Origin of the sequence: Pseudoxanthomonas sp. GW2 (genome assembly GCF_000283075.1) — a bacterium.
In the GTDB taxonomy this organism is placed as follows: domain Bacteria; phylum Pseudomonadota; class Gammaproteobacteria; order Xanthomonadales; family Xanthomonadaceae; genus Pseudoxanthomonas.
Map to the genome: position 1 here is coordinate 1 of NZ_ALIP01000011.1, position 21,144 is coordinate 21,144.

The window sequence follows — 21,144 nt, forward strand, 5'->3', positions numbered from 1 at the left end:
GCCCGGCCCCGGCGCGCCCGGCCGCGCGCCCGGCACCGCCGCCGCGCCCGGCCACCGCGCCCGGCGAGGACCTGTTCGAACGCGTGCCCGAGGAACCGCAGGCCGGCCAGGCCTGGGCCGAGGCGCCGGTGGAGGAGTATTCCCCGGCCTGGGCGGCGCGCTTCATGGAGCGCTGGGCCGGCGGCCAGCGCATGGCCGGCGAGCATTCCGCGCCCGGCGCTGCGGCCGCGGGTGCCGGTGCCGGTGCCGGCGGGCAGGGTTTCCTGCCCGGCGACCCGGCGGCCCAGGGCATGCTGCTGGAAGCCCTGCACCACCTGCTGGAGCACAGCCGCCAGCTGCGCGGCGGCGCCGAGCAGGCGGCCGGCACCATCCAGCAGGCGCAGGGCCAGCAGCGCCCGCTGACCCAGCGCGAGATGCTGTCGGTGCTGTCGCTGCTGCAGGCCACGCCCACCGCGACCCTGCGCGCGGCCATCGGCGACCAGCACGAGTCGCTGTCGCAGCGGCTCAAGAGCGAGGTCCTGGCCAATGCCAGCCAGCTGGGCGTGGACCCGGCCAGCACCCGCCTGGATCCCAAGGACGAGGACGCGATCGACCTGGTCGGCATGCTGTTCGACGTGCTGCTGGACGAGCGCGACCTGGCCGACCGCCCGCGCGAGCTGATCGGCCGCCTGGTGGTGCCGTTCGTGAAGGTGGCCCTGCTGGACCGCCGCATGTTCGTGCAGAAGACCCACCCGGCGCGGCGCCTGCTCAACGCCCTGGCCGAGGCCTGCGAGGGCAACCAGGGCGAGAGCGCGGCCGAGCGCACGCTGCTGGCCAAGGTCGAGGAGATCATCGAGCGCCTGGTGGCCGAGTTCAACGAGAACCTGTCCATCTTCATGACCCTGGAGGAGGAATTCCGCGAATTCCTCGAGCAGCACCGCCGCCGGGTCGAGATCACCGAGCGCCGCGCGGCCGAGATCCAGCGGGGCCAGGAGCGCCTGGAGCAGGCGCGCCAGCGCGCCCAGCAGGAGCTGGCGGCGCGCGTGGAGGGGCTGGAGCTGCCGCGGGCGATTTCCGAGTTCCTGCACAACGCCTGGCAGCACCACGTGACCCTGGCGCTGCTGCGCGAGGGCGACGCCGGCGCCGCCTTCGTCGAGGCCATGGCGCTGGCCGACGGCGTGCTGGACGAGGTGGCCGAGGCGCGCCGGCACGTGGTCGGCAAGCCGTGGCTGCAGGCCTGGCAGCCGGCGCTGCTGAAGGTGCTGGCCAGCGTCGGCCTGCACGGCGACGCCGCCAGCGCCGCGATCGCGGCGATGGGCGACACCCTGCAGGCGGTCGCCGCCGCCCGCCCGGAACTGGAGAAGGCCCTGCCGGAGCTGCCGGCAGTGGCCCTGCCGCAGCCGGCGCCGGTGGAGAACAGCCCGGTCGACCTGGCCGGGCTGGACGAGGCCCAGGGCTTCGACAAGGCCGATGTCGACTACATTCGCGGCCTGCCGGTGGGCACCTGGCTGGACTTCATCGACAAGGACGGCCGCGTGCAGCCGGGCAAGCTGTCCTGGATCAGCCCGATCTCGCAGCGCCTGCTGTTCGTCAACCGCCGCGGCGTGCGCTTCTGCGTGGCCTCGGCCGAGGAGCTGGCGGCGATGGTGCGGCTGGGCCGGCTGCGCATGCACGTGGCCGACGAGGGCGCGTTCGATGCCGCCATGCAGGGCGTGATCGAACGCCTGGACAGCGTGGTCGCCGCGCGCGGCAGCGCCACCTTGCACTGAGTCCGGGCCGCCGCCCGGGTGCGCCCGCGGCGGGCGGATGCCGCTGAAACCATCGAACCGCCGCCGGCCGCGTTTGCTAGCATCCGGCCGGTCTGACATTGCGAGGGGACGCGGCATGACGGTGGAAGTGCTGGTGCTGAAGGAAGCCGCCGCTGGCGAGCGCCGCGTGGCCGCCACGCCGGAGACGGTGCGCAAGCTGGTCGCCGCGGGGGCCACGGTGCGGGTGGAGCCGGGCGCCGGGCTGGGCGCCGGCATCAGCGACCAGGCCTATGCCGAGGCCGGCGCGCTGCCCGCCGCCGCCGATGCCCGCGCCAGCGCCGAGCTGGTGCTGTGCGTGCAGCCGCCGGCGCCGGAACTGATCGGCGCGCTGCGCGAGGGCGCGGTGCTGGTGGGCATGCTGCACCCGCAGGCCGATCCGGCCCGCGCCGCGGCGCTGCAGGCGCGCCGGATCCGGGCGTTCCCGCTGGAGCGCCTGCCGCGCACCACCCGCGCCCAGGCCATGGACGTGCTCAGCTCGCAGGCCGGAATGGCCGGCTACAAGGCCACCCTGATCGCCGCGCAGCTGGCGCCGCGCTTCTTCCCCATGCTCACCACCGCCGCCGGCACCATCCGTCCCTCGAAGGTGCTGGTGGTCGGCGCCGGCGTGGCCGGCCTGCAGGCGATCGCCACCGCGCGCCGGCTGGGCGCGCAGGTGGAGGGCTTCGACGTACGCCCGGAGACCCGCGAGCAGATCGAGTCGCTGGGCGGCAAGTTCCTCGACCTGGGCGTGAGCGCGGCCGGCGAGGGTGGCTACGCGCGCGCGCTGACCGACGAGGAGCGCGCCGAGCAGCAGCGGCGCCTGGCCGAGCATGTACGCAACATCGACGTGATCGTGTGCACTGCCGCGGTGCCGGGCCGGCCGGCCCCGAAGATCATCAGCGCGGCGATGGTGGCGGGCATGAAGCCCGGCAGCGTGATCGTGGACCTGGCCGCCGAGACCGGCGGCAACTGCGAGCTGACCGAGCGCGGGCAGACCGTCGAGCGCCACGGCGTGACCATCGCCGGTCCGCTCGACCTGGCCAGCATGGGCGCGGTGCACGCCAGCGAGATGTACGCGCGCAACGTCTTCAACTTCGTGGCCCTGTTCCTGAAGGACGGCGCGCTGTCCTTCGACTGGAACGACGAACTGCTGGCGAAGACCGCCTGGCCGGAACCGCCGGCGGCGACCGCCGCGGCCTGAGCCGCCGGCCGCTGGCCGGCCCGCGCGACTCAGTGCGCGTCCCTGGCCGGATGCGCGCGCAGCCATTCCTGGCGCTGCGCCGGGCTCATCTGCTCCCACTCCTTGCGGAAACGCTCGCGCTGCTCCGGCGTCATCTGCCGGGTGGCCTCGAAGATCGCACGCGCGCGCTGGCGCTGCTCCGGGTCCATCTGCTCGAAGCGGCGCATGCCGCGGCGGGCGCGTTCGCGCGCCTCCGGCGGCAGTTCCTTCCAGCGCTGGGCACGCTCGAGCATGCGTGCGCGCTCCTGCGGGTTGTCGTTCCAGCGGTCGCGCAGCGGCGCGACCAGCAGTTCGCGCTGTTCGGCGCTCAGCTGTTCCCAGCGCGGCAGTTCCGCCTGGCGCGCGGCGGGTGCCGGCGCGGGCGCGGGTTGGGCGGGCCGGGCGGCGGCCACGGTCGGCAGCAGCAGCGCGGCAAGGCAGAGGGACAGGCGCAGGTTCATGGCGGTTACTCCAGGGCCAGGGCGGTGACGTCGGCCGAGGCCAGCCACAGGTAGAAGCCGGGATCCTCCTCCAGGTGGACGGCCGGATCCTCGAGCGTGGCGGCGGCCACGCCGGCGGCGGGGAGGGCGTCGGGTTGCGGCGGCGCCGGGTCCGGGCGCAGGACCACCGCCAGCACCAGGGCCGCAGCCATGGCGCCGCCGGCCAGCCACGAGGGCAGCCGCCAGGACGGGCGCTCCGTACCGGCGGAGATGGCCTCGTGACGGGCCCGGCGCAGGCGCGCGCGCACCTCGGGGGAGACATGCGCCAGCGCTTCAGCGTGCAGCTGCCGGGCGCGGCGGTCGAGGGAATCGGGTGCGGTCGTCACAGGACGTCCTCCAGTTGCGAATTCAGGGCCTGCCGCGCACGCGACAGGTGGGTCTTCACCGAGCCTTCCGAGCAGCCCATCACCTGCGCGGTGGTGGCCACGTCCAGTTCTTCCAGCACGCGCAGGGTGAACGCCTCGCGCTGGCGCGGCGGGAGCTGGCGCAGCGCCTCCACCAGGCGCGCGTAGGTCTCGCCACGCTCCTGGGCCTCGGCCGGGCCGGGGCTGGTGTCGGCCCAGTCGATGCCGGTGTCTTCGCCGCGCGGATCGTCGCTGGCCACCGCCGGCAGCATCCAGCGCAGGCGGAAGCGCGAGCGCCGCTGCAGGTCGATGATCCGCCGCCGCAGGATGCTCCAGAACAGCGGCGTCCATTCGGTGGCCGGGCGGTCCTGGTAGGCGAGCATGCGCATCATCGCGTCCTGCACCGCGTCCAGCGCATCGTCGCGGTTGCGCAGGCCGGCCTCGGCGAAGCGGAACGCGCGCGTGCCGATGTCGGCCAGGAACGCGTCCAGCGAGGCCCAGGCCGGGGTGGCGGGCGCGTCCGTGTCGGGCGATGCGGGCGGAGTCACCAGCACAGCTTAACGGCCCCCGGTGCGGGTACCGTGGATCCGGGCGGACGCCACGGCCATGGCGGGCAACGGCGGCGGGATCGTCGGTTTCATCTGCACCCGTTCGTGGCGGTTCGATGCACCAGTAAACGCCCGCCGCGGGCCGCGGTTGACACGCGCCAGCCGGGTTCAGCCTGCGGTTATCATCCGGGCGGGCACGTGCCCGGGGAGGCAGGACGCAATGAACGACGGTTTCGTAGCGCTGTACATCTTCATGCTCGCGGCCATCGCGGGCCACGTGATCATCTCGCGGGTGCCGGTGATCCTGCACACGCCGCTGATGTCCGGATCCAACTTCATCCACGGCGCGGTGCTGATCGGCGCGATGGTGGTGCTCGGCCACGCCGACACCACCCTGGAAAAGGCGCTGGGCTTCATCGCCGTGGCCCTCGGCGCGGGCAACGCCGCCGGCGGCTACGTGGTGACCGAGCGCATGCTGGAGATGTTCAAGTCCTCGAAGAAGCCCGGGGGCAAGGCATGAGCGGCGGCTTCGACCTGCGCCTGTGGCTGGTCGGCGCCAGCTACCTGGTGGCCGCCACCCTGTTCCTGCTCGGCCTGCAGCGCATGGCCTCGCCGGCCACCGCGCGCAGCGGCATCCACTGGGCCGGCGTCGGCATGCTGCTGGCCACCGCCGCGACCTTCCTGCTGCCGGACCTGCACAACCTGGCGCTGATCGTCGCGGCGCTGGTGCTGGGCACGGTGCTGGCCTGGGTCTCCGGCAAGAAGGTGGCGATCACCGACATGCCGCAGATGGTCGCGCTGTACAACGGCATGGGCGGCGGTTCGGCCGCGGCGATCGGCGCGGTGGAGCTGCTGCGCTACTCCGGGCTGGCGCAGGCCGCGCCGGCCGGGGCTCCGGCGGCCGGCCCGGGCGCAGTGGTACTGGCGCTGGCGGTGCTGGGCTCGGCGATCGGCGCGGTGTCGCTGTCCGGCTCGGTGGTCGCCTGGGCCAAGCTCGACGGGCGCCTGGACAAGCGCGTGGCCTTCCCGGGCCAGCAGGCGTTCAACCTGCTGGTGGCGCTGGCCATGGTGGTGCTCGGGGCATGGGCGGCCACCAGCCTGCAGCCGGTGGCGATCATCGCCTTCTTCCTGGTGGCACTGTTGCTGGGCGTGCTGATGACCCTGCCGATCGGCGGCGCCGACATGCCGGTGGTCATCTCCCTCTACAACGCCTTCACCGGGCTGGCGGTGTCGTTCGAGGGCTACGTGCTGGGCAACGAGGCGCTGATCATCGCCGGCATGATGGTCGGCGCGGCCGGCATCCTGCTGACCCGGCTGATGGCCAAGGCCATGAACCGGCCGATCCGCAACGTGCTGTTCGGCAGTTTCGGCGCCGCCGGCCAGGCGCAGGAGATCAGCGGCTCGCAGAAGCCGATCGAGGCCGGCGACGTGGCGGCGATGATGGCCTACGCCGAGCGCGTGGTGATCGTGCCCGGCTACGGCCTGGCCGTGGCCCAGGCCCAGCACAAGATCTGGGAGCTGGCGCAGCGGCTGATCGAGCGCGGGGTGAAGGTGAAGTTCGCGATCCACCCGGTGGCCGGGCGCATGCCGGGGCACATGAACGTGCTGCTGGCCGAGGCCGGTGTGCCGTACGACCTGATCGCGGACATGGACGACATCAACCCGGAGTTCCCGAACACCGATGTGTCGCTGGTGATCGGCGCCAACGACGTGGTCAACCCGGTGGCCAAGACCGATCCGTCCAGCCCGATCTACGGCATGCCGATCCTCGACGTGGTCGAGTCGAAGAACGTCATCGTGATCAAGCGCGGCAAGGGCACCGGTTTTGCCGGCATCGAGAATGCACTGTTCTACGCCGACAACACCCGCATGCTCTACGGCGACGGCGCGGACATGGCCAACGCCCTGGTCAGCGAACTGAAGGCGCTGGACGGCGGCCATTGAGGCGGACGCGGCCCCGGCGCGCGCCGCCGGGGCCTGCGTGGCGGCTCAGCGTCCGGCGCGCAGCGCCAGCAGCGGCGCCAGCGCCAGGCACCACAGGTCCAGGCGGGTATTGGCCAGCTGGCTGAGGGTCAGCACGAAGCGCGGCCCCATCTTCGGCAGCGCCTGCCACGGTGCCATGCCCATCTGCGCGCCGATATGGCCGGCGGCAATCGCCCACTGCACCGCGACCACCACCAGCACGGTGGCCACGGCGGCGGCAACGGCGCGTCCCCAGCCGGGGCGCATCCCGCCCAGGCGCAGCATCAGTCCCGACTCCAGCGCCACCAGCAGCGCCACCCAGCCGTGCTGGCGGCCGCTGGCCAGGCCCAGGGCGCCCCAGGCGACCACCGCGGTGGCCATGGCCAGCAACAGCAGGGGAAGCCACAGCCAGGCGCGGCGTGGGCGGCCATGGGAATGCAGGGTTCGGGGCATCGGGTGGATCCGGAAGGGGTCGCCAAGGATACGCCCGGCGGGCATGCGCTAGAATGAGCGTCCTCCCCACACCGGCCGCTGGCCGCCTTGCATATGCGGGCGGGCTGCCCCATATCCGCCGCATGTACTCCCGCAGCAGCGAACCCGTCCGCTTCGAACGCGACTGCGCCGCCGTCATGGTGCCGCAGGGCGAGGCGGTGACCCTCCCGGCCGGCAGCGTCGGCTACATCACCCAGGGATTGGGCGGCAGCTATACCGTGTTCGTGGAAGGCAACCTGTTCCGCATCGCGGGCAAGGATGCCGACGCGATCGGCAAGGAAGTGCCGCCGCAGCTGGAACTGCCGGCCGACGCCAGCGACGAGGAGGTCGAGGCCATGGTCTGGAGCCAGCTGCGCACCTGCTTCGACCCGGAGATCCCGTTCAACATCGTCGACCTGGGCCTGGTCTACGAGGCCAGCCTGAAGCACCTGGACGACGGCACCCGCGGCATCGACGTGAAGATGACCCTGACCGCGCCCGGCTGCGGCATGGGCGAGATCCTGGTGGACGACGTGCGCGCCAAGCTGGAGCAGATCCCGACCATCAGCCAGGCCGACGTGGAACTGGTGTTCGACCCGCCGTGGGGCCGGCACATGATGTCCGAGGCCGCGCGCCTCGAGACCGGGATGTACTGAGTCCGCATCGCGCACCCTGGGCGCCGGGATTCGGGATCGGGATTCGGGATTCGTGGGTGGCGTAGCCGGACACGGTTGCGTGCGGCTATGCGCGGCTGATCGCCGCCACCTGCGCCTGCAGCACCTGCACCGCATCCGCCGGCGCCAGCTCCAGCAGCAGGCCGCGCTGGCCGGCATTGATGAACACACTCGGCTGGGCCAGCGCGTCGCGCTCGAAGCACACGGGCGCCGGCCGCTGCTGGCCGAACGGGCTGATACCGCCGACCCTGTAGCCGCTGCGGCGCTCGGCCTCGGCCACTTCCATCATCCGCGCGGCCTTGCCGCCGGCGGCCGCCGCCAGCGCCTTGAGCTGGACCTGGCGGTCGCTGGGCAGGACCACGCACACCGCCTGGGCGTCGACCCAGGCCATCAGCGTCTTCAGTACCCGCTCCGGTGCCACGCCCAGCGCGGCGGCCGCCTGCAGGCCCTTGCCGCCCGCCAGGACGCTGGCCTCGGCGTCGTAGTCGTACGGATGCAGGCGGTAGACGACGCCGGCGGCGTCGAGGACGCGGGTGGCGCGGGTCGCCTTCGACACGGGCCTGGCCTCAGGCCGGCTCGAAGCGGTTGGCGGCCACGTTCTTGCGCACCTTGTCCGGGGTCCAGACCCGGCCGTTCATGGCGATGTACACGCCCGGCGGCAGGGTCTGCACCGCGCCGATCGCGCAGCCGATGTTGAACTCCGCGTCCGAACCGCGGAACCGCGCCGGGCTCAGTGCGCCGGTCATGACGATGGTCTTGTCCGCGATCGAGCGCAGCACCATGCCGGTCTGGACCATGGTGTCGGTGCCATGGGTCACCAGCACGTGGCGCGCCGGCTGCGCGGCGATGGTGGCGCGCACCAGCTCGCGGTCGGCGTCGGTGATGTGCAGCGAGTCCTTGCGCAGGATCGGGATCACGGTGAAGCGGAAGTTCACCCCCAGCTCGCGCAGGATCATGCCGATCTGCGGCTCGCCGATCTGGTAGTCGGATTTGTCGTCGAAGTAGATCTTGTCGATCGTGCCACCGGTGGTGACGATCAGCAGTTCTTCCATGGAGCGGCTCCTGCGGTGCGGCCGCGGCCGCACCCGTGGACGGGGGAGGGCGGTGCCCGGCACCGCCGCGGCGCGATTATCGCGCCGGTGGGCGAAAAGGTGCGAATGAAACCTTCGCTCAGCCGCGGCGGCCGAAGCGCGCCTTCAGCCCCGGCCAGCTGGAGGCCATGACCACCACCAGCGATAGCGCGATCGCGGCCCAGGCGAACAGCCCGGCTTCCGGATGCGCCCAGGCGTGCATCACCCCGTGGCTGAACCAGAACAGCGCCAGCACGCCCGACCAGAACGCGGCCTTGCGCCCGCCGCGCCAGGCCGGCCCCGCCAGCAGCAGCGGCGGCAGGGCGAACACCAGCAGCGCCGCGGCGGCGTGGCGGTCGTCGTGGAACCAGGCCAGGTAGAGCCCGGCCAGGGCCAGCAGGGCGATGCCCAGCACCCGGTGCGAAGGCGCGCGCATCAGCGGGCCAGCCTCGCGGCGATATCGGCCAGGCGCCGGCCCAGTGCGCGCGCCAGCACGGCCTCTTCCTCGCTCGGCTGCGGGTCGTCGTCGGCGCCGGCGACGTGGCTGGCGCCGTAGGGCGTGCCACCGCTGCGGGTGCTGCTCAGCAGCGGCTCCGTATAGGGGATGCCGACGATCACGCAACCGTGGTGCAGCAGCGGCACGTGCATGCTCAGCAGGGTCGATTCCTGGCCGCCGTGCAGGGTGGCGGTGGAGGTGAACACCGCCGCCGGCTTGCCAGCGAGGGTGCCGCTGGCCCATTCGCCACCAAGCCCGTCGAGGAAGTGCTTGACCGGCGCGGCCATGTTGCCGAAACGGGTGGGGCTGCCCAGGGCCAGGCCGGCGCACCCGGCCAGGTCGGCGCTGGTGACGTAGGGCGCGCCGTCCTCCGGCACCGGCGGGGCGGCCTGCTGGGTCACCGCCGCCACCGGCGGCACCGTGCGCAGCCGCGCCTGCATGCCCGGCACTTCCTCCACCCCGCGCGCGATCTGCCGCGCCAGGCGCGCGACCGAACCGCCGCGGCTGTAGTACAGGACCAGGATCTCGGCCATGCGTGCTGCTTCCTCGGGTATGCCAGGGGCGCAAGTATCGGCGATGCGGCGCGTGCGGCGCATCGGGTAGGCTTGCCCGATGCGCATGGACGGTCTGACCGGAAACTGGCGGGAACGCATGCGCGACCGCGCCCGCGCGGTCGCGTTCGCGCGCTTCCTGTGGCACCGCTTCGTCGACGACCGCCTGTTCCAGGCCGCCGCGGCGCTGGCCTACACCACCGCCTTCGCCCTGGTGCCGCTGGCGGTGGTGGTGCTGGGCGTGCTGGCCGCGTTCCCGGTGTTCGACCAGTGGAGCAACGCCCTGGTCGACTACGTGTTCTCCAACTTCATGCCGACCGCGGCGCGCGCGATCGAGTCCTCGCTGGACCGCCTGGCCGAGAACTCGCGCCAGCTCACCGCCGCCGGCGTGGTTGCGCTGGTGGTCTCGCTGCTGGTCACCCTCAACAGCGTGGAGTCCACCTTCAACCGCATCTGGCGGGTGGCCAGCGCGCGGCCGCGGCTGTCGCGCTACCTGGTGTACTGGACGGTGCTGACCCTGGGCGCGTTGCTGGCCGCCGCTTCGCTGTCGATCTCGGCGCGGATCTTCGCCCTGCCGCTGTTCGCCACCCCGGAAGGGCGCGCCATCGCCGACCTCAGCCTGGGCCTGGCGCCGGTGCTGATCGAACTGGTGGTGGTGGTGCTGGTCTACCGCGTGGTGCCGCACCACACGGTCAAGTGGCGCCACGCCCTGGCCGGCGCGGCGCTGGCGGTGCTGCTGCTGGAAGCGGTGAAGGCCGGGCTGGGCGTGTACCTGGGCAGCTTCCAGGGCTACCAGAAGCTGTACGGCGCGCTGGCCTTCATCCCGATCCTGATGCTGTGGATCTACCTGGGCTGGATCGCGATCCTGCTGGGTGCCTCGCTGGCTTCGTCGCTGGCCGCGTTCCGCTACCAGCCGGCGTCCATGCGCCTGCCGGCCGGCTACGAGGTCTATGCGCTGCTGCGGCTGATCGGCCGCTTCCGCGACGCCCGGCGCGAGGGCCATGGCCTGCACACGGCGGCGATCCTGGAGCTGGAGCCGATGCTCACCGACTCGCTGCTGCAGGAGTTCCTCGCCCAGCTGGCGGAGATCCGCGTGCTGCGCCGGGACGAGCAGGGCGAGTGGCTGCTGGGCCGCGACCTGGACGACGTCTGCCTGGGCGAGCTGTACGAGGCCTGCGGCGTGCGCGTGCCCGCGGACGAGGCCTGGCTGCCGTGCCGCGAGGACCCGCTCGGCCAGGACGCCACCGCGGTACTCGACGACCTGCGCCTGCCGCTGCGCGACGTGCTGCGGCGCCGGGTCGGCTCCCTCTACCCCCATTCCCTCGGAGATTGACCATGCGTTTCCCGATTCCCGCCCTGGCCCTGCTGGCCCTGCTGTGCGCCTGCGGGCGCCAGGCCACGGAGCCGCAGTCCGCGGCCGACGCCAGCCCGCCGCCGTCGGCCGAGGAATTGCCGCCGCCGCTGGAAAGCCCCGGCGTGGTCGACCAGACCGCCGAGTACCCGTCCTTCACCGGCACCGCGGTGGACGGCAAGCCCTACGACCTGGCCGCGCAGCGCGGGCGCTGGGTGGTGGTCAACTTCTGGGCGACCTGGTGCAAGCCCTGCCTGCAGGAGATGCCGGAACTGTCGGCGCTGCACGAGATGCGCGAGGACATCGAGGTGGTGGGCCTGGCCTACGAGGACATCGCCACCGAGGAAATGCAGGCGTTCCTGCGCGAGCGCCCGGTCTCGTACCCGATCGTGGTGCTGGATCCGTACGCGCCGCCGGGCGACTTCGCCACTCCGCGCGGATTGCCGATGACCTACCTGCTCGCGCCGGACGGCAAGGTCGCGCGCCAGTTCCTGGGGCCGGTGAGCGCCAGCGACATCGAGCTGGCGGTGGCCGGCAAGGCGGAGGGCTGAGCCATGGACGCGGCACGTTTCCTGGTCAGCGGCAAGGTGCAGGGCGTGTACTACCGCGCATCCACCCGCGAGCAGGCGCTGCACCTGGGGCTGGATGGCAGCGCGGTGAACCTGCCGGACGGGCGCGTGGAGGTGGTCGCCGCCGGCAGCCCGGAGGCGATCGACGCGCTGGAGCAGTGGCTGCGCCAGGGGCCGCCGACGGCCAAGGTCGAGGCGGTGGAGCGCTTCCCGCACCAGGAGCGGGTGTCGCCGGGCTTCAGCGTCGGCTGACGGGCTCAGGCCTCGCGCAGGCGCGGGCGCAGTCCGGCCAGGTTGCAGGGCCGGGTGCGCGCGTCCAGCTGGTGGACGATGATCCTTTCCCAGGCCGTGCGGCAGGCCGAGGTCGAGCCGGGCAGGGCGAACAGGAAGGTGGCGTTGGCCACCCCGGCGAAGGCGCGCGACTGCAGCGAGGAGGTACCGATCTCGTCCACGCTGATGGCGCGGAACAGTTCGCCGAAGCCGGGCATTTCCTTGTCCAGCAGCGGCAGCAGCGCCTCGGGCGTGGAATCGCGGCCGGTGAAGCCGGTGCCGCCGGTGACCAGGATGCCGTCCACCGCCGGTTCGGCGATCCAGGCCGACACCAGTGCGCGCAGCCTGTAGCGGTCGTCCGGCAGCAGCGCGCGGGCGTGCAGCTGGTGGCCGGCGGCCTGCAGCGCGCCGGCGAGGTAGTCGCCGGAGCTGTCGTTTTCCAGGGTGCGCGTGTCGGACACGGTCAGCACGCACAGCTGCAGCGGGGCGAAGTCGGTCTGGGCGGTCATGCCCCTAGCCTAGCGCGGGCCGCGCCGGCCGCGCTCATTCGGAGGTCAGGCGCGCCAGCTCGTCGGCCTGGTATTCCTGCTGCAGGCGGCTGACCAGCGGGTCCAGGTCGCCCTCGAGGATGTTGGGCAGGTCGTAAAGGGTCAGGCCTTCGACGCGGTGGTCGGTGATCCGGCCCTGGGGGAAGTTGTAGGTGCGGATGCGCTGGCTGCGGTCGCCGCTGCCCACCTGCAGGCGCCGGCTCTCGGCCTGCGCGGCCTGCTGCTTGCTGCGCTCGGCCTCCAGCAGCTGCGCCTTGAGCCGCTTCATCGCCTTGTCGCGGTTGGCGTGCTGGCTGCGCTCGGTCTGGCTTTCCACCACCAGGCCGCTGGGCAGGTGGGTGATGCGGATGGCCGAGTCGGTCTTGTTGACGTGCTGGCCGCCGGCGCCGGAGGAGCGGAAGGTGTCGACCTTCAGGTCGGCCGGGTTGATGGTGATCTCCTCGATCTCGTCGGCCTCGGGGATGATCGCCACGGTGGCCGCCGAGGTATGGATGCGGCCCTGCGACTCGGTGGCCGGCACCCGCTGCACGCGGTGGGTGCCGGACTCGAACTTCAGCTTGGAATACGCGCCGCGCCCGACGATGCGGGCCACGATTTCCTTGTGCCCGCCGTGCTCGCCCGGATTTTCGGACTCGACCTCGACCCTCCAGCCCTGGCGCTCGGCGTAGCGCGCGTACATCCGGAACAGGTCGCCGGCGAACAGCGCGGCCTCGTCGCCGCCGGTACCGGCGCGCACCTCCAGGAACAGGTTGCCCTCGTCGCGCGGGTCCCTGGGCACCAGCAGCAGGGCCAGCTCCCGGTCCAGCTGCTGCAGGCGCTCGCGCGCGGTGGCGATTTCCTCCTCGGCCAGCCCGGCCAGCTCCGGGTCCTCGCGCATGGCCTCGGCCGCGGCGAGGTCCTCGCGGGCGCGGGCCTCGGCGGCCAGCGCGGTGGCCACCGGCTCCAGCTGGGCGAACTCGCGCGACAGGTCGCGGAAGCGGGCAGGGTCGCCCATCACGCCGGGATCGGCGAGCAGGCGTTCCAGTTCTTCGCGGCGCTCGGCCAGCGCTTCAAGCTTGCGGCGCAGGCTCGGGGTCATCGGGCAGTCGGGGCGGGGGCAGGTTGGCGGCGGCCGGGTGCGAGTACGGCGCGCGGGCGGGGAACAGGCGGTCGGCGGCGCGCGCCAGCTCGGTATCGCCGGCCAGCGCGGCCTCGCGCAGGGCCGCGGTCGGCGGATGCAGCAGCCGGTTGGTGAGGGTGTGGGCGAGGAACTGCAGCACCTCGTCCGGATCGCGCCCGGAGGCCAGCTGCTGGCGGGCGCGGGCGAGGATCTCCTCGCGGGCGGCATCGCCCATGGCGCGCAGGCGGCGCAGGGTGTCCTGGCGCTCGCCGGCGCGCACGGTCTCCATGAAGCGGGACACCTGCAGGTCGATGATCGCCTCGGCCGCCTCGGCGGCCTCGTGGCGGCCGCGGCGGTTGTCCTCCACCGCGCGCTCCAGGTCGTCCACGGTATACAGGTAGGCGTCGTCCAGCGCGGCCACGCCGGCCTCGATGTCGCGCGGCACCGCCAGGTCGAACAGCAGCACCGGCTTGCGCCGGCGCACGGCCAGCACGGCCTCGACCTGGGTGCGCAGCAGCACCGGCTCGCGCGCGGCGGTGGCGGAGAACACGATGTCGGCCTCGGCCAGGTGCCGGTCCAGTTCGGTCAGCGGCAGGGCATAGCCGCCGTGGCGCTCGGCCAGGGCCTGGGCGTGGGCCAGGGTGCGGTTGGCCACCAGCAGGCGGCGCACGCCGCCCTTCACCAGGTGGCGCGCGGCCAGCTCGATGGTCTCGCCGGCGCCAATCAGCAGCACGGTGGAATCGGCCAGTGGCGCGAACGAATCCTGCGCCAGGCGCACCGCGGTGGAGGCCACCGAAACCGGGTTCACGCCGATGCGGGTGTCGGTGCGGGCGCGCTTGGCCACCGCGAAGGTCTGCTGGAACAGGCGGTCCAGGCGGCTGCCGAGGGCGCCGTGCTCGCGCGCCCGGGCCCAGGCGTCCTTCACCTGGCCCAGGATCTGTGGCTCGCCCAGCACCATCGAGTCCAGCCCCGTGGCGACCCGGAACAGGTGGCGCACCGCGTCGGCGTCGCGGTGGCGGTACAGGTAGGCGGAGATGCCGGCGCCGTGGCCTTCGAGCCAGTCGGCCAGCACCTGGCCGTCCTCGGCCATGGCGTAGACCTCGGTGCGGTTGCAGGTCGAGAGCAGGGCCGCCTCCGACACCCCGGGCAGGGCGCGCAGCGCGCCCAGCGCCCGGCCCAGCGCTTCGCCGGCAAACGCCACCCGTTCGCGCAGGTCGACCGGCGCGGTCTGGTGGTTCAGGCCGAGGAGCCAAAGCGTCATGTTCAGGTGCTTGCGTTAATCTGCTGGCTTGTTTGGGCCGCCATTTTACGGCCCGGTGGGTGCCAATGCCCGAATTGAAGCTTTCCACCCGCGCCCCGCTGCCTTTCCCGGGCCGCGCGCGCGGCCCCCGGGCCGGCCGCATGCGCCGCCTGGTCCTGTTGCTGGCCCTGGTCCTGGCGCCGCTGGCGCATGCCGGCGAGGGCATGCCTGCCGACGCGCTGGGTCCGCTGCTGGCCGGCGAGTTCGCGCTGCAGTCCGGGCAGCTGGAAGAGGCCGCGCGCTGGTACCTGGAGGCCGCCCGCGGCGCCAGCGACGACGTGCCGCTGGCCGAACGCGCCACCCGCATCGCCATCCTCGCCAACGACGACGCGGTCGCCGGCCGCGCGCTGGCGCTGTGGCGGGGACGGGCGCCGGAGTCGCCGGCGATGCGCGCGGCCAGCGCCACCCTGGCCCTGCGCGGCGGCCATCTGCGCCGCGCAGGCTCGGAACTGGAGGCGTTGCTGGCCAGCGGCGACCCGCGTGCCTGGCGCTACGCGGCCATGGCCCTCAACGGCGGGCGCGAGCCGCGCGATACCGCGCGCGTGCTGGAGCGCCTGGTCCGGCGCGGCGCGATTCCCGCCGACATCGCCGCCTGGCAGGAGTTCGGGCGCATGGCCCTGCGCCTGGACGACCCGAAGCTGGCGCGGCGGATCATGGACGAAGTGGTCAGGCGCTTCCCGGGCGAGCCGCGGGTGGCGCTGCTGCGCGCGACCCAGCTGCAGCAGGCCGGGCAGGGCGAGCAGGCGCGCCGGATCCTGGCCCAGGTCGAACCGCAGGCCGAGGGCGACCCGGAGATCCGGGCGATGCTGGCGATGGCCTACGAGGCCGCGCGCGACCTGCCGGCCGCGGCCCGGGTGATGGCCCAGGGCCCGCAGGACACCTCGACTTACGGCGTGCGCGCCTCGCTGCTGGCGCGCGCCGGCGACACCGCCGAGCTGGCCGCGCTCTACCAGGAGCTGGCGGCCGACGCGGCCCGTCCGGACCCTTCGCGCCGCCTGCTGCTGGGCCGCATCGCCGAGTTCCTCGAGCGCCCGGCCGAGGCCCTGGACTGGTACCGCGGCGTGCCCGGCGGGCCCCAGCGCACCGAGGCGCGCATGCGCATCGCCGTGGTCCTGCACACCCTGGACCGCCAGGACGAGGCCTATGCCGAGGCACGCGCGCTGCAGGACGACGCGGCCCTGGCCGACGAGGTGCGCCGCGACGCCTACCTGCTGGAGGCGGAAATGCGCCAGCGCCAGGGGGATCCCCAGGGCGAGCTGGAGGTGCTGGGCCGCGGCCTGGCCGCCTGGCCGGACGACCCGGCGCTGCTGTACGCGCGCGGCCTGGCCTGGGAGCGCCAGGACCGGATCGACCGCGCCGAAGCCGACCTGCGCCGGGTGCTGGTGGTGGATCCGGAGAACGTGGCCGCGCTCAACGCCCTGGGCTACACCCTGGCCGACCGCACCGACCGCTACCGCGAGGCGCTGGAGCTGATCGACCGCGCCCGCACCGCCGAGCCGGACAACGGTGCCATCGTCGACAGCTACGGCTGGGTGCTGTACCGCCTGGGCCGTACCCAGGAGGCGCTGGTGGAACTGCGCCGCGCCTGGGGGCTGATGAAGGACCCGGAGGTCGCCGCCCACCTGGGCGAGGTGCTGTGGACCCTGGGGCGCCGCGCCGAGGCTCGCCGCTACTTCGAGGAGGCCCGTGCGCTGGATCCGGACAACCGCGCCCTGCGCCGGGCGCTGCGGCAGTTCGGGATCAGCCTGGAGCCGGCCGCCGCGCCGGCGGACCCGGCCGGCCACGCGGAGGTGCCCTGATGCATGCCCGGATGCGCCTGGCGGCGCTGCTGCTGCTGTTGCTTGCCGCCTGTACCAGCACCCCCACCCGGACCCCGGCCGCGGCGGTGCCGGCGGCCGAGGCCGAGCGCCAGCAGGCCCAGCGCCGGGAAGTACTGGAAGGGATCGCGGCCTGGTCGCTGCAGGCCCGGGTGGCGATCAGCAACGGCCAGAAGGGCGGCAGCGGCCGCCTGGAGTGGAACTGGCAGGACGGGCAGTACCGGATCTCGCTGGGCGCGCCGGTGGCCCGGCAGAGCTGGTCGCTGTCCTCGCTGCCCGGCGGCGGCGCGGTGCTGGAGGGCATCGATGGCGGCCCGCGCCAGGGCGGGGACGCCTCCCTGCTGCTGCGCGAGGCCACCGGCTGGGAGGTCCCGGTGCAGGAGCTGGCCTGGTGGGTGCGCGGCCTGGAGACCCCGGGCGCGGATGCGATCGAATACGGCGCCGATGGCCGGCTGCAGCGGATGCGGGCCGCCGGCTGGAACATCGAGTACCAGGAATGGATGCCGCCGGCCGGCGGCCTGCCGGCCATGCCGCGGCGCATGCAGGCCGAGCGCGGCGAGGCGCGGGTGCGGCTGGTGGTGGATGGATGGAGTGCCCCGTGAGTGGATGGAGCCAGTGGCCGGCCCCGGCCAAGCTGAACCTGTTCCTGCGCATCACCGGTCGCCGCGCCGACGGCTACCACGAGCTGCAGACCGTGTTCCGCCTGCTGGACTGGGGTGACAGCGTGCGCCTGCGGGTGCGCGGGGACGGGCGGATCGTGCGCCACGGCGACTCGGTGCCCGGCGTGGCGGAGGTCGACGACCTCATGGTGCGCGCCGCCAAACTCCTGCAATCACACGCCAACTGCGCGCTTGGTGCCGACATCGCCGTGGAAAAGCGCATTCCCGCGGGAGGCGGGTTCGGCGGCGGCTCGTCGGATGCGGCAACCGTGCTGTGCGCCCTGGACCGGCTGTGGGGGCTGGACCTGGGCGAGGACGCGCTGGCGGGCCTGGGCCTGCGCCTGGGCGCGGACGTGCCGGTGTTCGTGCGCGGCCGCAGCGCCTGGGCCGAAGGAGTGGGGGAGCGGCTGCGGCCGCTGCAGCTGCCCCCGGCCTGGTACGTGCTGGCCGACCCCGGCGTCCAGGTGCCGACCGCCGCCCTGTTCGCAGCCCCGGATTTGACGCGTAATTCCCCGCCCGCGACAATAGCGGACTTCGCTGCAGGCACGGTGCTCGACAATGCGTTCGAGCCGGTCCTGCGCCGCCGCGAGCCGGCCGTGCAGGCCGCGTTCGACGCGCTGGCGCGGATCGGCAGGCCCAGGCTCACCGGGACCGGCAGCGGATGCTTCGTCGAGTTTCCCGACCGTGGCAGCGCCGAGGCGGCGCTGGCGCGGTTGCCTCGCGGGTTGCGGGCCTGGCTCGCCGCCGGCGTGGACCAGTCGCCGCTCGGGGCCGCGCTTGCGCGCCCGGCGGCGGTGGAACCGTGACACAGGGGCGTCGCCAAGAGGTCCAAGGCACCGGGTTTTGATCCCGGCATCCGCAGGTTCGAATCCTGCCGCCCCTGCCACGGTCCCGCAGCCCCGTCCGCGGGGCGTGGATGCAAGACGCCGCACGGACTGCGGCAACCGCCAACAACCTTGTCCGAAACGCCAACGATCCGAGCCGCCGCCGGGATGAAGACGATGCAAGAAGACCGCAACCTGCTCATCTTCAGCGGCAACGCGAACCGTCCGCTGGCCGACAGCATCTGCCGCCAGCTGGGCGTGCGCCCGGGCAAGGCCCTGGTCTCCACCTTCTCCGACGGCGAGGTCCAGGTCGAGATCGAGGAGAACGTCCGCCGCCAGGAAGTCTTCGTGATCCAGCCGACCTGCGCGCCGGCGGCGGAGAACCTGATGGAGCTGCTGGTGATCATTGACGCGCTCAAGCGCGCCAGCGCCTCCTCGGTCACCGCGGTGGTGCCGTACTTCGGCTACTCGCGCCAGGACCGCCGCCTGCGCTCCTCGCGCGTGCCGATCACGGCCAAGGTGGCGGCCAAGATGTTCACCGCGGTGGGCACCGACCGGGTGCTGACCGTGGACCTGCACGCCGACCAGATCCAGGGCTTCTTCGACATCCCGGTCGACAACGTCTACGCCTCGCCGCTGCTGCTGGCCGACATCTGGCGCGCCTACGGCACCGAGAACCTGATCGTGGTCTCGCCGGACGTGGGCGGCGTGGTCCGCGCCCGCGCGGTGGCCAAGCGCCTGGACGACGCCGACCTGGCGATCATCGACAAGCGCCGCCCGCGCGCCAACGTGTCGACGGTGATGAACATCATCGGCGACGTGGAGGGCAAGACCTGCGTCATGGTCGACGACATCGTCGACACCGCCGGCACCCTGTGCGCCGCCGCCGCCGCCCTCAAGGCGCGTGGCGCGACCAAGGTCGCCGCCTACTGCACCCATGCCGTGCTCTCGGGCCCGGCGGTGGACAACCTCAACAACTCCCAGCTCGACGAGCTGGTGGTGACCGACACCATCCCGCTGTCGCCGGCGGCCCGCAACTGCCCGCGCATCCGCCAGGTCAGCGTGGCCGAGCTGCTGGCCGAAACCATCCGCCGCATCGCCTTCGGCGAATCGGTCAGTTCCTTGTACGTGGATTAAGAGCCGGGATTCGGCATTGGGGATTGGGGGTTCGTAAAAGCCCTTCCCAATCACGGATCACGAATCACCGCTTTTTCCGGCTTCCCTGGTCGCGGGGAAGCCACCCAAGCCGCCGCGAGGCGGTTCATCAACCCAGGTAGTAAAAACAAATGGCAAATCATGTGATCAACGTCGAACGCCGCGAGGACGAGGGTAAGGGTGCGAGCCGCCGCCTGCGTCGCGCGGGCAAGGTGCCGGCCATCGTCTACGGTGGCGAGCTGCCGCCGGTCTCCATCCAGCTGGACCACGAGAAGCTGTGGCTGGCCCAGCAGAACGAGTGGTTCTACTCCTCGATCCTGGACCTGAGCCTCAACGGCGACATCCAGAAGGTCCTGCTGCGTGACCTGCAGCGCCACCCGTACAAGCAGCAGATCCTGCACCTGGACTTCCAGCGCGTCAGCGACGACCAGGTGCTGCGCGCCGCCGTGCCGCTGCGCTTCGTCAACGAGGCCAAGTCCCCGGCCGGCAAGACCGCCGGCGTGGTGATCATGCACGAGCTGACCGAGGTCACCGTGGCCTGCCTGCCGAAGGACCTGCCGGAGGCGGTCGAGGTCGACCTGTCCGACCTGCCCGTGGGCGGCGTCGTCCACCTGTCCGACCTGAAGCTGCCGACCGGCGTGGAGATCCCGGCGCTGGCCCTGGGCCCGGACCACGACGTGGCCGTGGTCGTGGCCAAGGCCGCCCAGGGCGAGGCCGACGAGGCCGCTCCGGCGGGCGAGGGCGAGGCCCAGTAAGTCCGTGCCGTCCCGCCCGGTCCGCCGGGCGGGACGACGGCCGTGTCGCACGCGATGGCAATCCGACTCATCGTCGGGCTGGGCAACCCCGGCCCGGAGCACGCCCTCGACCGCCACAACGCCGGGTTCCGCCTGGTCGACACCCTGGCCGCTCGGCAGGGCGCGCGCTTGGGCCTGGAGCCGAAGCTGTTCGGCGAGACGGCGCGGGTGGAGATCGGCGGGCAGCCGGTGTGGCTGCTGAAGCCGGCAACCTTCATGAACCTGTCCGGCAAGTCGGTGGCCGCCGCGCTGCGGTTCTGGAAGATCGAGCCGGAGCAGGCGCTGCTTGTCCACGACGAGCTGGACCTGCCCCCTGGCACGGCCCGGCTGAAGTTCGACGGCGGCCACGGCGGCCAGAACGGCCTGCGCGACACCATCCGCCTGCTCGGCCACGGCCGCTTCCACCGCCTGCGCATCGGCATCGGCCATCCCGGGCACAAGGACCGGGTCGTGGGCTGGGTGCTGGGCAAGCCGGGCAAGGACGACGATATCCTCATCGGGCGCGCCATCGACGACGCCATCGACGTGCTGCCGCTGGTGGTCAACGGCGACGTCAACGAGGCGATGAAGCGCCTCCACACCAGCAAACCGTAATTGGTGATTGGTGATTGGTGATTCGTGGAAGCCGCGAATCGCCAATCACGAATCACGAATCCCGGATCCTCACATGGGCATCAAATGCGGCATCGTCGGCCTGCCTAACGTCGGCAAGTCGACCCTGTTCAACGCGCTGACCAAGGCGGGCATCGCCGCGGCCAACTTCCCGTTCTGCACGATCGAGCCGAACGTGGGCGTGGTCCCGGTGCCGGACCCGCGCCTCAACCAGCTGGCCGAGATCGTCAAGCCCGAGCGGGTGGTGCCGACGGCGGTGGAGTTCGTGGACATCGCCGGCCTGGTGGCCGGTGCCGCCAGCGGCGAGGGCCTGGGCAACAAGTTCCTGGCCCACATCCGCGAGGTCGATGCGATCGCCCACGTGGTGCGCTGCTTCGAGCACCCGGACATCGTCCACGTCGCCGGCAAGGTCGACCCGCTGTCGGACATCGAGACGATCGACACCGAGCTGGCCCTGGCCGACCTGGACAGCGTGGAGAAGGCGCTCAACCGCGCCGAGCGCGCCGCCAAGGGCGGCGACAAGGATGCTGCGGCGCGCAAGCCGG

26 protein-coding genes and 1 tRNA gene are annotated in these 21,144 nt (G+C 72.8%); 16 read left to right on the forward strand and 11 right to left on the reverse strand.

From position 1 onward, the window contains the following. Positions 1-1,748 (forward strand): DUF1631 family protein (locus B351_RS0100685; protein ID WP_019397134.1); only part of this gene is annotated, 1,748 nt, incomplete at its 5' end. 115 nt (positions 1,749-1,863) lie between these two features. After that, positions 1,864-2,967 carry an NAD(P) transhydrogenase subunit alpha gene (locus B351_RS0100690; RefSeq protein ID WP_019397135.1) on the forward strand — a complete coding sequence of 368 codons (1,104 nt, stop codon included), beginning with the start codon at positions 1,864-1,866 and terminating at the stop codon, positions 2,965-2,967. A 29-nt stretch (positions 2,968-2,996) separates the two neighbouring features. On the opposite strand, the gene B351_RS0100695 is transcribed toward B351_RS0100690, so the two are convergent. Genes B351_RS0100695 through B351_RS0100705 form a run of 3 tightly spaced genes read right to left on the reverse strand, consistent with a single transcriptional unit; the run spans position 2,997 to position 4,383 of the window. Beyond that, positions 2,997-3,446: a DUF3106 domain-containing protein gene (locus tag B351_RS0100695; protein WP_019397136.1), complete on the reverse strand. Its 450-nt coding sequence runs from the start codon at positions 3,444-3,446 to the stop codon at positions 2,997-2,999. A gap of 5 nt (positions 3,447-3,451) precedes the next feature. Then, positions 3,452-3,811, reverse strand: a complete 360-nt coding sequence (locus tag B351_RS0100700; RefSeq protein ID WP_019397137.1) for a hypothetical protein — start codon at positions 3,809-3,811, stop codon at positions 3,452-3,454. Next, positions 3,808-4,383, reverse strand: coding sequence for an RNA polymerase sigma factor (locus B351_RS0100705; RefSeq protein WP_019397138.1), 576 nt, complete (start codon positions 4,381-4,383; stop codon positions 3,808-3,810). The genes B351_RS0100700 and B351_RS0100705 overlap by 4 nt, the downstream gene beginning before the upstream one ends. Positions 4,384-4,597: 214 nt before the next feature. On the opposite strand from B351_RS0100705, the gene B351_RS0100710 reads away from it, so the two are divergent. Together B351_RS0100710 and B351_RS0100715 are read left to right on the forward strand one after the other, a co-directional pair. Beyond that, positions 4,598-4,897, forward strand: a complete 300-nt coding sequence (locus B351_RS0100710) for an NAD(P) transhydrogenase subunit alpha (RefSeq protein ID WP_019397139.1) — start codon at positions 4,598-4,600, stop codon at positions 4,895-4,897. Next, positions 4,894-6,321 carry an NAD(P)(+) transhydrogenase (Re/Si-specific) subunit beta gene (locus B351_RS0100715; RefSeq protein WP_019397140.1) on the forward strand — a complete coding sequence of 476 codons (1,428 nt, stop codon included), beginning with the start codon at positions 4,894-4,896 and terminating at the stop codon, positions 6,319-6,321. Before B351_RS0100710 ends, B351_RS0100715 begins: the two co-directional genes overlap by 4 nt. A gap of 45 nt (positions 6,322-6,366) precedes the next feature. On the opposite strand, the gene B351_RS0100720 is transcribed toward B351_RS0100715, so the two are convergent. Next, entirely contained in the window at positions 6,367-6,792 is a 426-nt protein-coding gene (locus B351_RS0100720) for a hypothetical protein (protein WP_019397141.1), read from the reverse strand. 122 nt (positions 6,793-6,914) lie between these two features. Here B351_RS0100720 and sufT point away from each other — a divergent pair, with 122 nt between their 5' ends. Beyond that, positions 6,915-7,466: a putative Fe-S cluster assembly protein SufT gene (gene sufT, locus B351_RS0100725; RefSeq protein ID WP_019397142.1), complete on the forward strand. Its 552-nt coding sequence runs from the start codon at positions 6,915-6,917 to the stop codon at positions 7,464-7,466. Between the two features lie 85 nt (positions 7,467-7,551). Here the strand turns inward: sufT and ybaK are convergent, their stop codons facing one another. The 4 genes from ybaK to wrbA all read right to left on the reverse strand — a co-directional run bounded on the left by ybaK (position 7,552) and on the right by wrbA (position 9,583). Next, on the reverse strand, positions 7,552-8,040 hold the full coding sequence (gene ybaK / locus B351_RS0100730; RefSeq protein WP_019397143.1) for a Cys-tRNA(Pro) deacylase: 489 nt from the start codon (positions 8,038-8,040) through the stop codon (positions 7,552-7,554). Positions 8,041-8,050: 10 nt separating this feature from the next. Then, positions 8,051-8,536 (reverse strand): asparaginase domain-containing protein, encoded by a 486-nt coding sequence (locus B351_RS0100735; protein WP_019397144.1) that lies wholly within the window; start codon positions 8,534-8,536, stop codon positions 8,051-8,053. A 118-nt stretch (positions 8,537-8,654) separates the two neighbouring features. Further along, entirely contained in the window at positions 8,655-8,990 is a 336-nt protein-coding gene (locus B351_RS0100740) for a DUF2069 domain-containing protein (protein WP_019397145.1), read from the reverse strand. After that, positions 8,990-9,583 carry an NAD(P)H:quinone oxidoreductase gene (gene wrbA / locus B351_RS0100745; protein ID WP_019397146.1) on the reverse strand — a complete coding sequence of 198 codons (594 nt, stop codon included), beginning with the start codon at positions 9,581-9,583 and terminating at the stop codon, positions 8,990-8,992. Before wrbA ends, B351_RS0100740 begins: the two co-directional genes overlap by 1 nt. 79 nt (positions 9,584-9,662) lie before the next feature. Between wrbA and B351_RS0100750 the strand changes: the two genes are divergently transcribed. From B351_RS0100750 to B351_RS0100760, 3 genes are read left to right on the forward strand one after another with little or no spacing between them, the layout of a single operon-like run. Continuing rightward, entirely contained in the window at positions 9,663-10,934 is a 1,272-nt protein-coding gene (locus B351_RS0100750) for a YihY family inner membrane protein (protein ID WP_019397147.1), read from the forward strand. Beyond that, on the forward strand, positions 10,931-11,503 hold the full coding sequence (locus tag B351_RS0100755) for a TlpA disulfide reductase family protein (protein ID WP_026010194.1): 573 nt from the start codon (positions 10,931-10,933) through the stop codon (positions 11,501-11,503). Before B351_RS0100750 ends, B351_RS0100755 begins: the two co-directional genes overlap by 4 nt. A gap of 3 nt (positions 11,504-11,506) precedes the next feature. Further along, complete coding sequence (locus B351_RS0100760; protein WP_019397149.1) at positions 11,507-11,773, forward strand: acylphosphatase; 267 nt, start codon at positions 11,507-11,509, stop codon at positions 11,771-11,773. Between the two features lie 5 nt (positions 11,774-11,778). Here the strand turns inward: B351_RS0100760 and moaB are convergent, their stop codons facing one another. Genes moaB through hemA form a run of 3 tightly spaced genes read right to left on the reverse strand, consistent with a single transcriptional unit; the run spans position 11,779 to position 14,699 of the window. Then, positions 11,779-12,300: a molybdenum cofactor biosynthesis protein B gene (gene moaB, locus B351_RS0100765; RefSeq protein WP_019397150.1), complete on the reverse strand. Its 522-nt coding sequence runs from the start codon at positions 12,298-12,300 to the stop codon at positions 11,779-11,781. A 34-nt stretch (positions 12,301-12,334) separates the two neighbouring features. Further along, positions 12,335-13,417: a peptide chain release factor 1 gene (prfA, locus tag B351_RS0100770; RefSeq protein ID WP_019397151.1), complete on the reverse strand. Its 1,083-nt coding sequence runs from the start codon at positions 13,415-13,417 to the stop codon at positions 12,335-12,337. After that, the gene (gene hemA / locus B351_RS0100775; RefSeq protein WP_019397152.1) at positions 13,389-14,699 is read right to left on the reverse strand and encodes a glutamyl-tRNA reductase; all 1,311 of its coding nucleotides are present in this window, start codon (positions 14,697-14,699) and stop codon (positions 13,389-13,391) included. The genes prfA and hemA overlap by 29 nt, the downstream gene beginning before the upstream one ends. Positions 14,700-14,839: 140 nt before the next feature. On the opposite strand from hemA, the gene B351_RS15965 reads away from it, so the two are divergent. The 8 genes from B351_RS15965 to B351_RS0100815 form a co-directional block, all read left to right on the forward strand. Beyond that, entirely contained in the window at positions 14,840-16,537 is a 1,698-nt protein-coding gene (locus B351_RS15965; RefSeq protein ID WP_198006191.1) for a tetratricopeptide repeat protein, read from the forward strand. Continuing rightward, positions 16,537-17,157 (forward strand): lipoprotein insertase outer membrane protein LolB, encoded by a 621-nt coding sequence (gene lolB, locus B351_RS0100785; RefSeq protein WP_050992101.1) that lies wholly within the window; start codon positions 16,537-16,539, stop codon positions 17,155-17,157. The genes B351_RS15965 and lolB overlap by 1 nt, the downstream gene beginning before the upstream one ends. Then, the gene (gene ispE, locus B351_RS0100790) at positions 17,142-18,020 is read left to right on the forward strand and encodes a 4-(cytidine 5'-diphospho)-2-C-methyl-D-erythritol kinase (RefSeq protein ID WP_026010195.1); all 879 of its coding nucleotides are present in this window, start codon (positions 17,142-17,144) and stop codon (positions 18,018-18,020) included. The genes lolB and ispE overlap by 16 nt, the downstream gene beginning before the upstream one ends. Positions 18,021-18,023: 3 nt before the next feature. Then, positions 18,024-18,100 (forward strand) — tRNA-Gln (locus B351_RS0100795). A 115-nt stretch (positions 18,101-18,215) separates the two neighbouring features. Further along, entirely contained in the window at positions 18,216-19,175 is a 960-nt protein-coding gene (locus tag B351_RS0100800; RefSeq protein ID WP_026010196.1) for a ribose-phosphate diphosphokinase, read from the forward strand. 149 nt (positions 19,176-19,324) lie between these two features. Further along, on the forward strand, positions 19,325-19,948 hold the full coding sequence (locus tag B351_RS0100805; protein ID WP_039730563.1) for a 50S ribosomal protein L25/general stress protein Ctc: 624 nt from the start codon (positions 19,325-19,327) through the stop codon (positions 19,946-19,948). Positions 19,949-20,002: 54 nt separating this feature from the next. Then, positions 20,003-20,581, forward strand: coding sequence for an aminoacyl-tRNA hydrolase (gene pth, locus B351_RS0100810; protein ID WP_019397158.1), 579 nt, complete (start codon positions 20,003-20,005; stop codon positions 20,579-20,581). A gap of 73 nt (positions 20,582-20,654) precedes the next feature. Continuing rightward, a partial coding sequence (locus B351_RS0100815; protein ID WP_019397159.1) for a GTPase occupies positions 20,655-21,144 on the forward strand: 490 nt, incomplete at its 3' end.

Excerpts from the sequence above, each read along its gene's own strand:
- B351_RS0100690 (WP_019397135.1), top strand. The coding sequence starts at position 1,864 with ATGACGGTGGAAGTGCTGGTGCTGAAGGAAGCCGCCGCTGGCGAGCGC.
- B351_RS0100695 (WP_019397136.1), bottom strand. The coding sequence starts at position 3,446 with ATGAACCTGCGCCTGTCCCTCTGCCTTGCCGCGCTGCTGCTGCCGACC.
- B351_RS0100710 (WP_019397139.1), top strand. The coding sequence starts at position 4,598 with ATGAACGACGGTTTCGTAGCGCTGTACATCTTCATGCTCGCGGCCATC.
- B351_RS0100715 (WP_019397140.1), top strand. The coding sequence starts at position 4,894 with ATGAGCGGCGGCTTCGACCTGCGCCTGTGGCTGGTCGGCGCCAGCTAC.
- B351_RS0100720 (WP_019397141.1), bottom strand. The coding sequence starts at position 6,792 with ATGCCCCGAACCCTGCATTCCCATGGCCGCCCACGCCGCGCCTGGCTG.
- sufT (WP_019397142.1), top strand. The coding sequence starts at position 6,915 with ATGTACTCCCGCAGCAGCGAACCCGTCCGCTTCGAACGCGACTGCGCC.
- B351_RS0100735 (WP_019397144.1), bottom strand. The coding sequence starts at position 8,536 with ATGGAAGAACTGCTGATCGTCACCACCGGTGGCACGATCGACAAGATC.
- B351_RS0100740 (WP_019397145.1), bottom strand. The coding sequence starts at position 8,990 with ATGCGCGCGCCTTCGCACCGGGTGCTGGGCATCGCCCTGCTGGCCCTG.
- wrbA (WP_019397146.1), bottom strand. The coding sequence starts at position 9,583 with ATGGCCGAGATCCTGGTCCTGTACTACAGCCGCGGCGGTTCGGTCGCG.
- B351_RS0100750 (WP_019397147.1), top strand. The coding sequence starts at position 9,663 with ATGCGCATGGACGGTCTGACCGGAAACTGGCGGGAACGCATGCGCGAC.
- B351_RS0100760 (WP_019397149.1), top strand. The coding sequence starts at position 11,507 with ATGGACGCGGCACGTTTCCTGGTCAGCGGCAAGGTGCAGGGCGTGTAC.
- moaB (WP_019397150.1), bottom strand. The coding sequence starts at position 12,300 with ATGACCGCCCAGACCGACTTCGCCCCGCTGCAGCTGTGCGTGCTGACC.
- prfA (WP_019397151.1), bottom strand. The coding sequence starts at position 13,417 with ATGACCCCGAGCCTGCGCCGCAAGCTTGAAGCGCTGGCCGAGCGCCGC.
- hemA (WP_019397152.1), bottom strand. The coding sequence starts at position 14,699 with ATGACGCTTTGGCTCCTCGGCCTGAACCACCAGACCGCGCCGGTCGAC.
- B351_RS15965 (WP_198006191.1), top strand. The coding sequence starts at position 14,840 with ATGCGCCGCCTGGTCCTGTTGCTGGCCCTGGTCCTGGCGCCGCTGGCG.
- lolB (WP_050992101.1), top strand. The coding sequence starts at position 16,537 with ATGCATGCCCGGATGCGCCTGGCGGCGCTGCTGCTGCTGTTGCTTGCC.
- ispE (WP_026010195.1), top strand. The coding sequence starts at position 17,142 with ATGGAGTGCCCCGTGAGTGGATGGAGCCAGTGGCCGGCCCCGGCCAAG.
- B351_RS0100800 (WP_026010196.1), top strand. The coding sequence starts at position 18,216 with ATGCAAGAAGACCGCAACCTGCTCATCTTCAGCGGCAACGCGAACCGT.
- B351_RS0100805 (WP_039730563.1), top strand. The coding sequence starts at position 19,325 with ATGGCAAATCATGTGATCAACGTCGAACGCCGCGAGGACGAGGGTAAG.
- pth (WP_019397158.1), top strand. The coding sequence starts at position 20,003 with ATGGCAATCCGACTCATCGTCGGGCTGGGCAACCCCGGCCCGGAGCAC.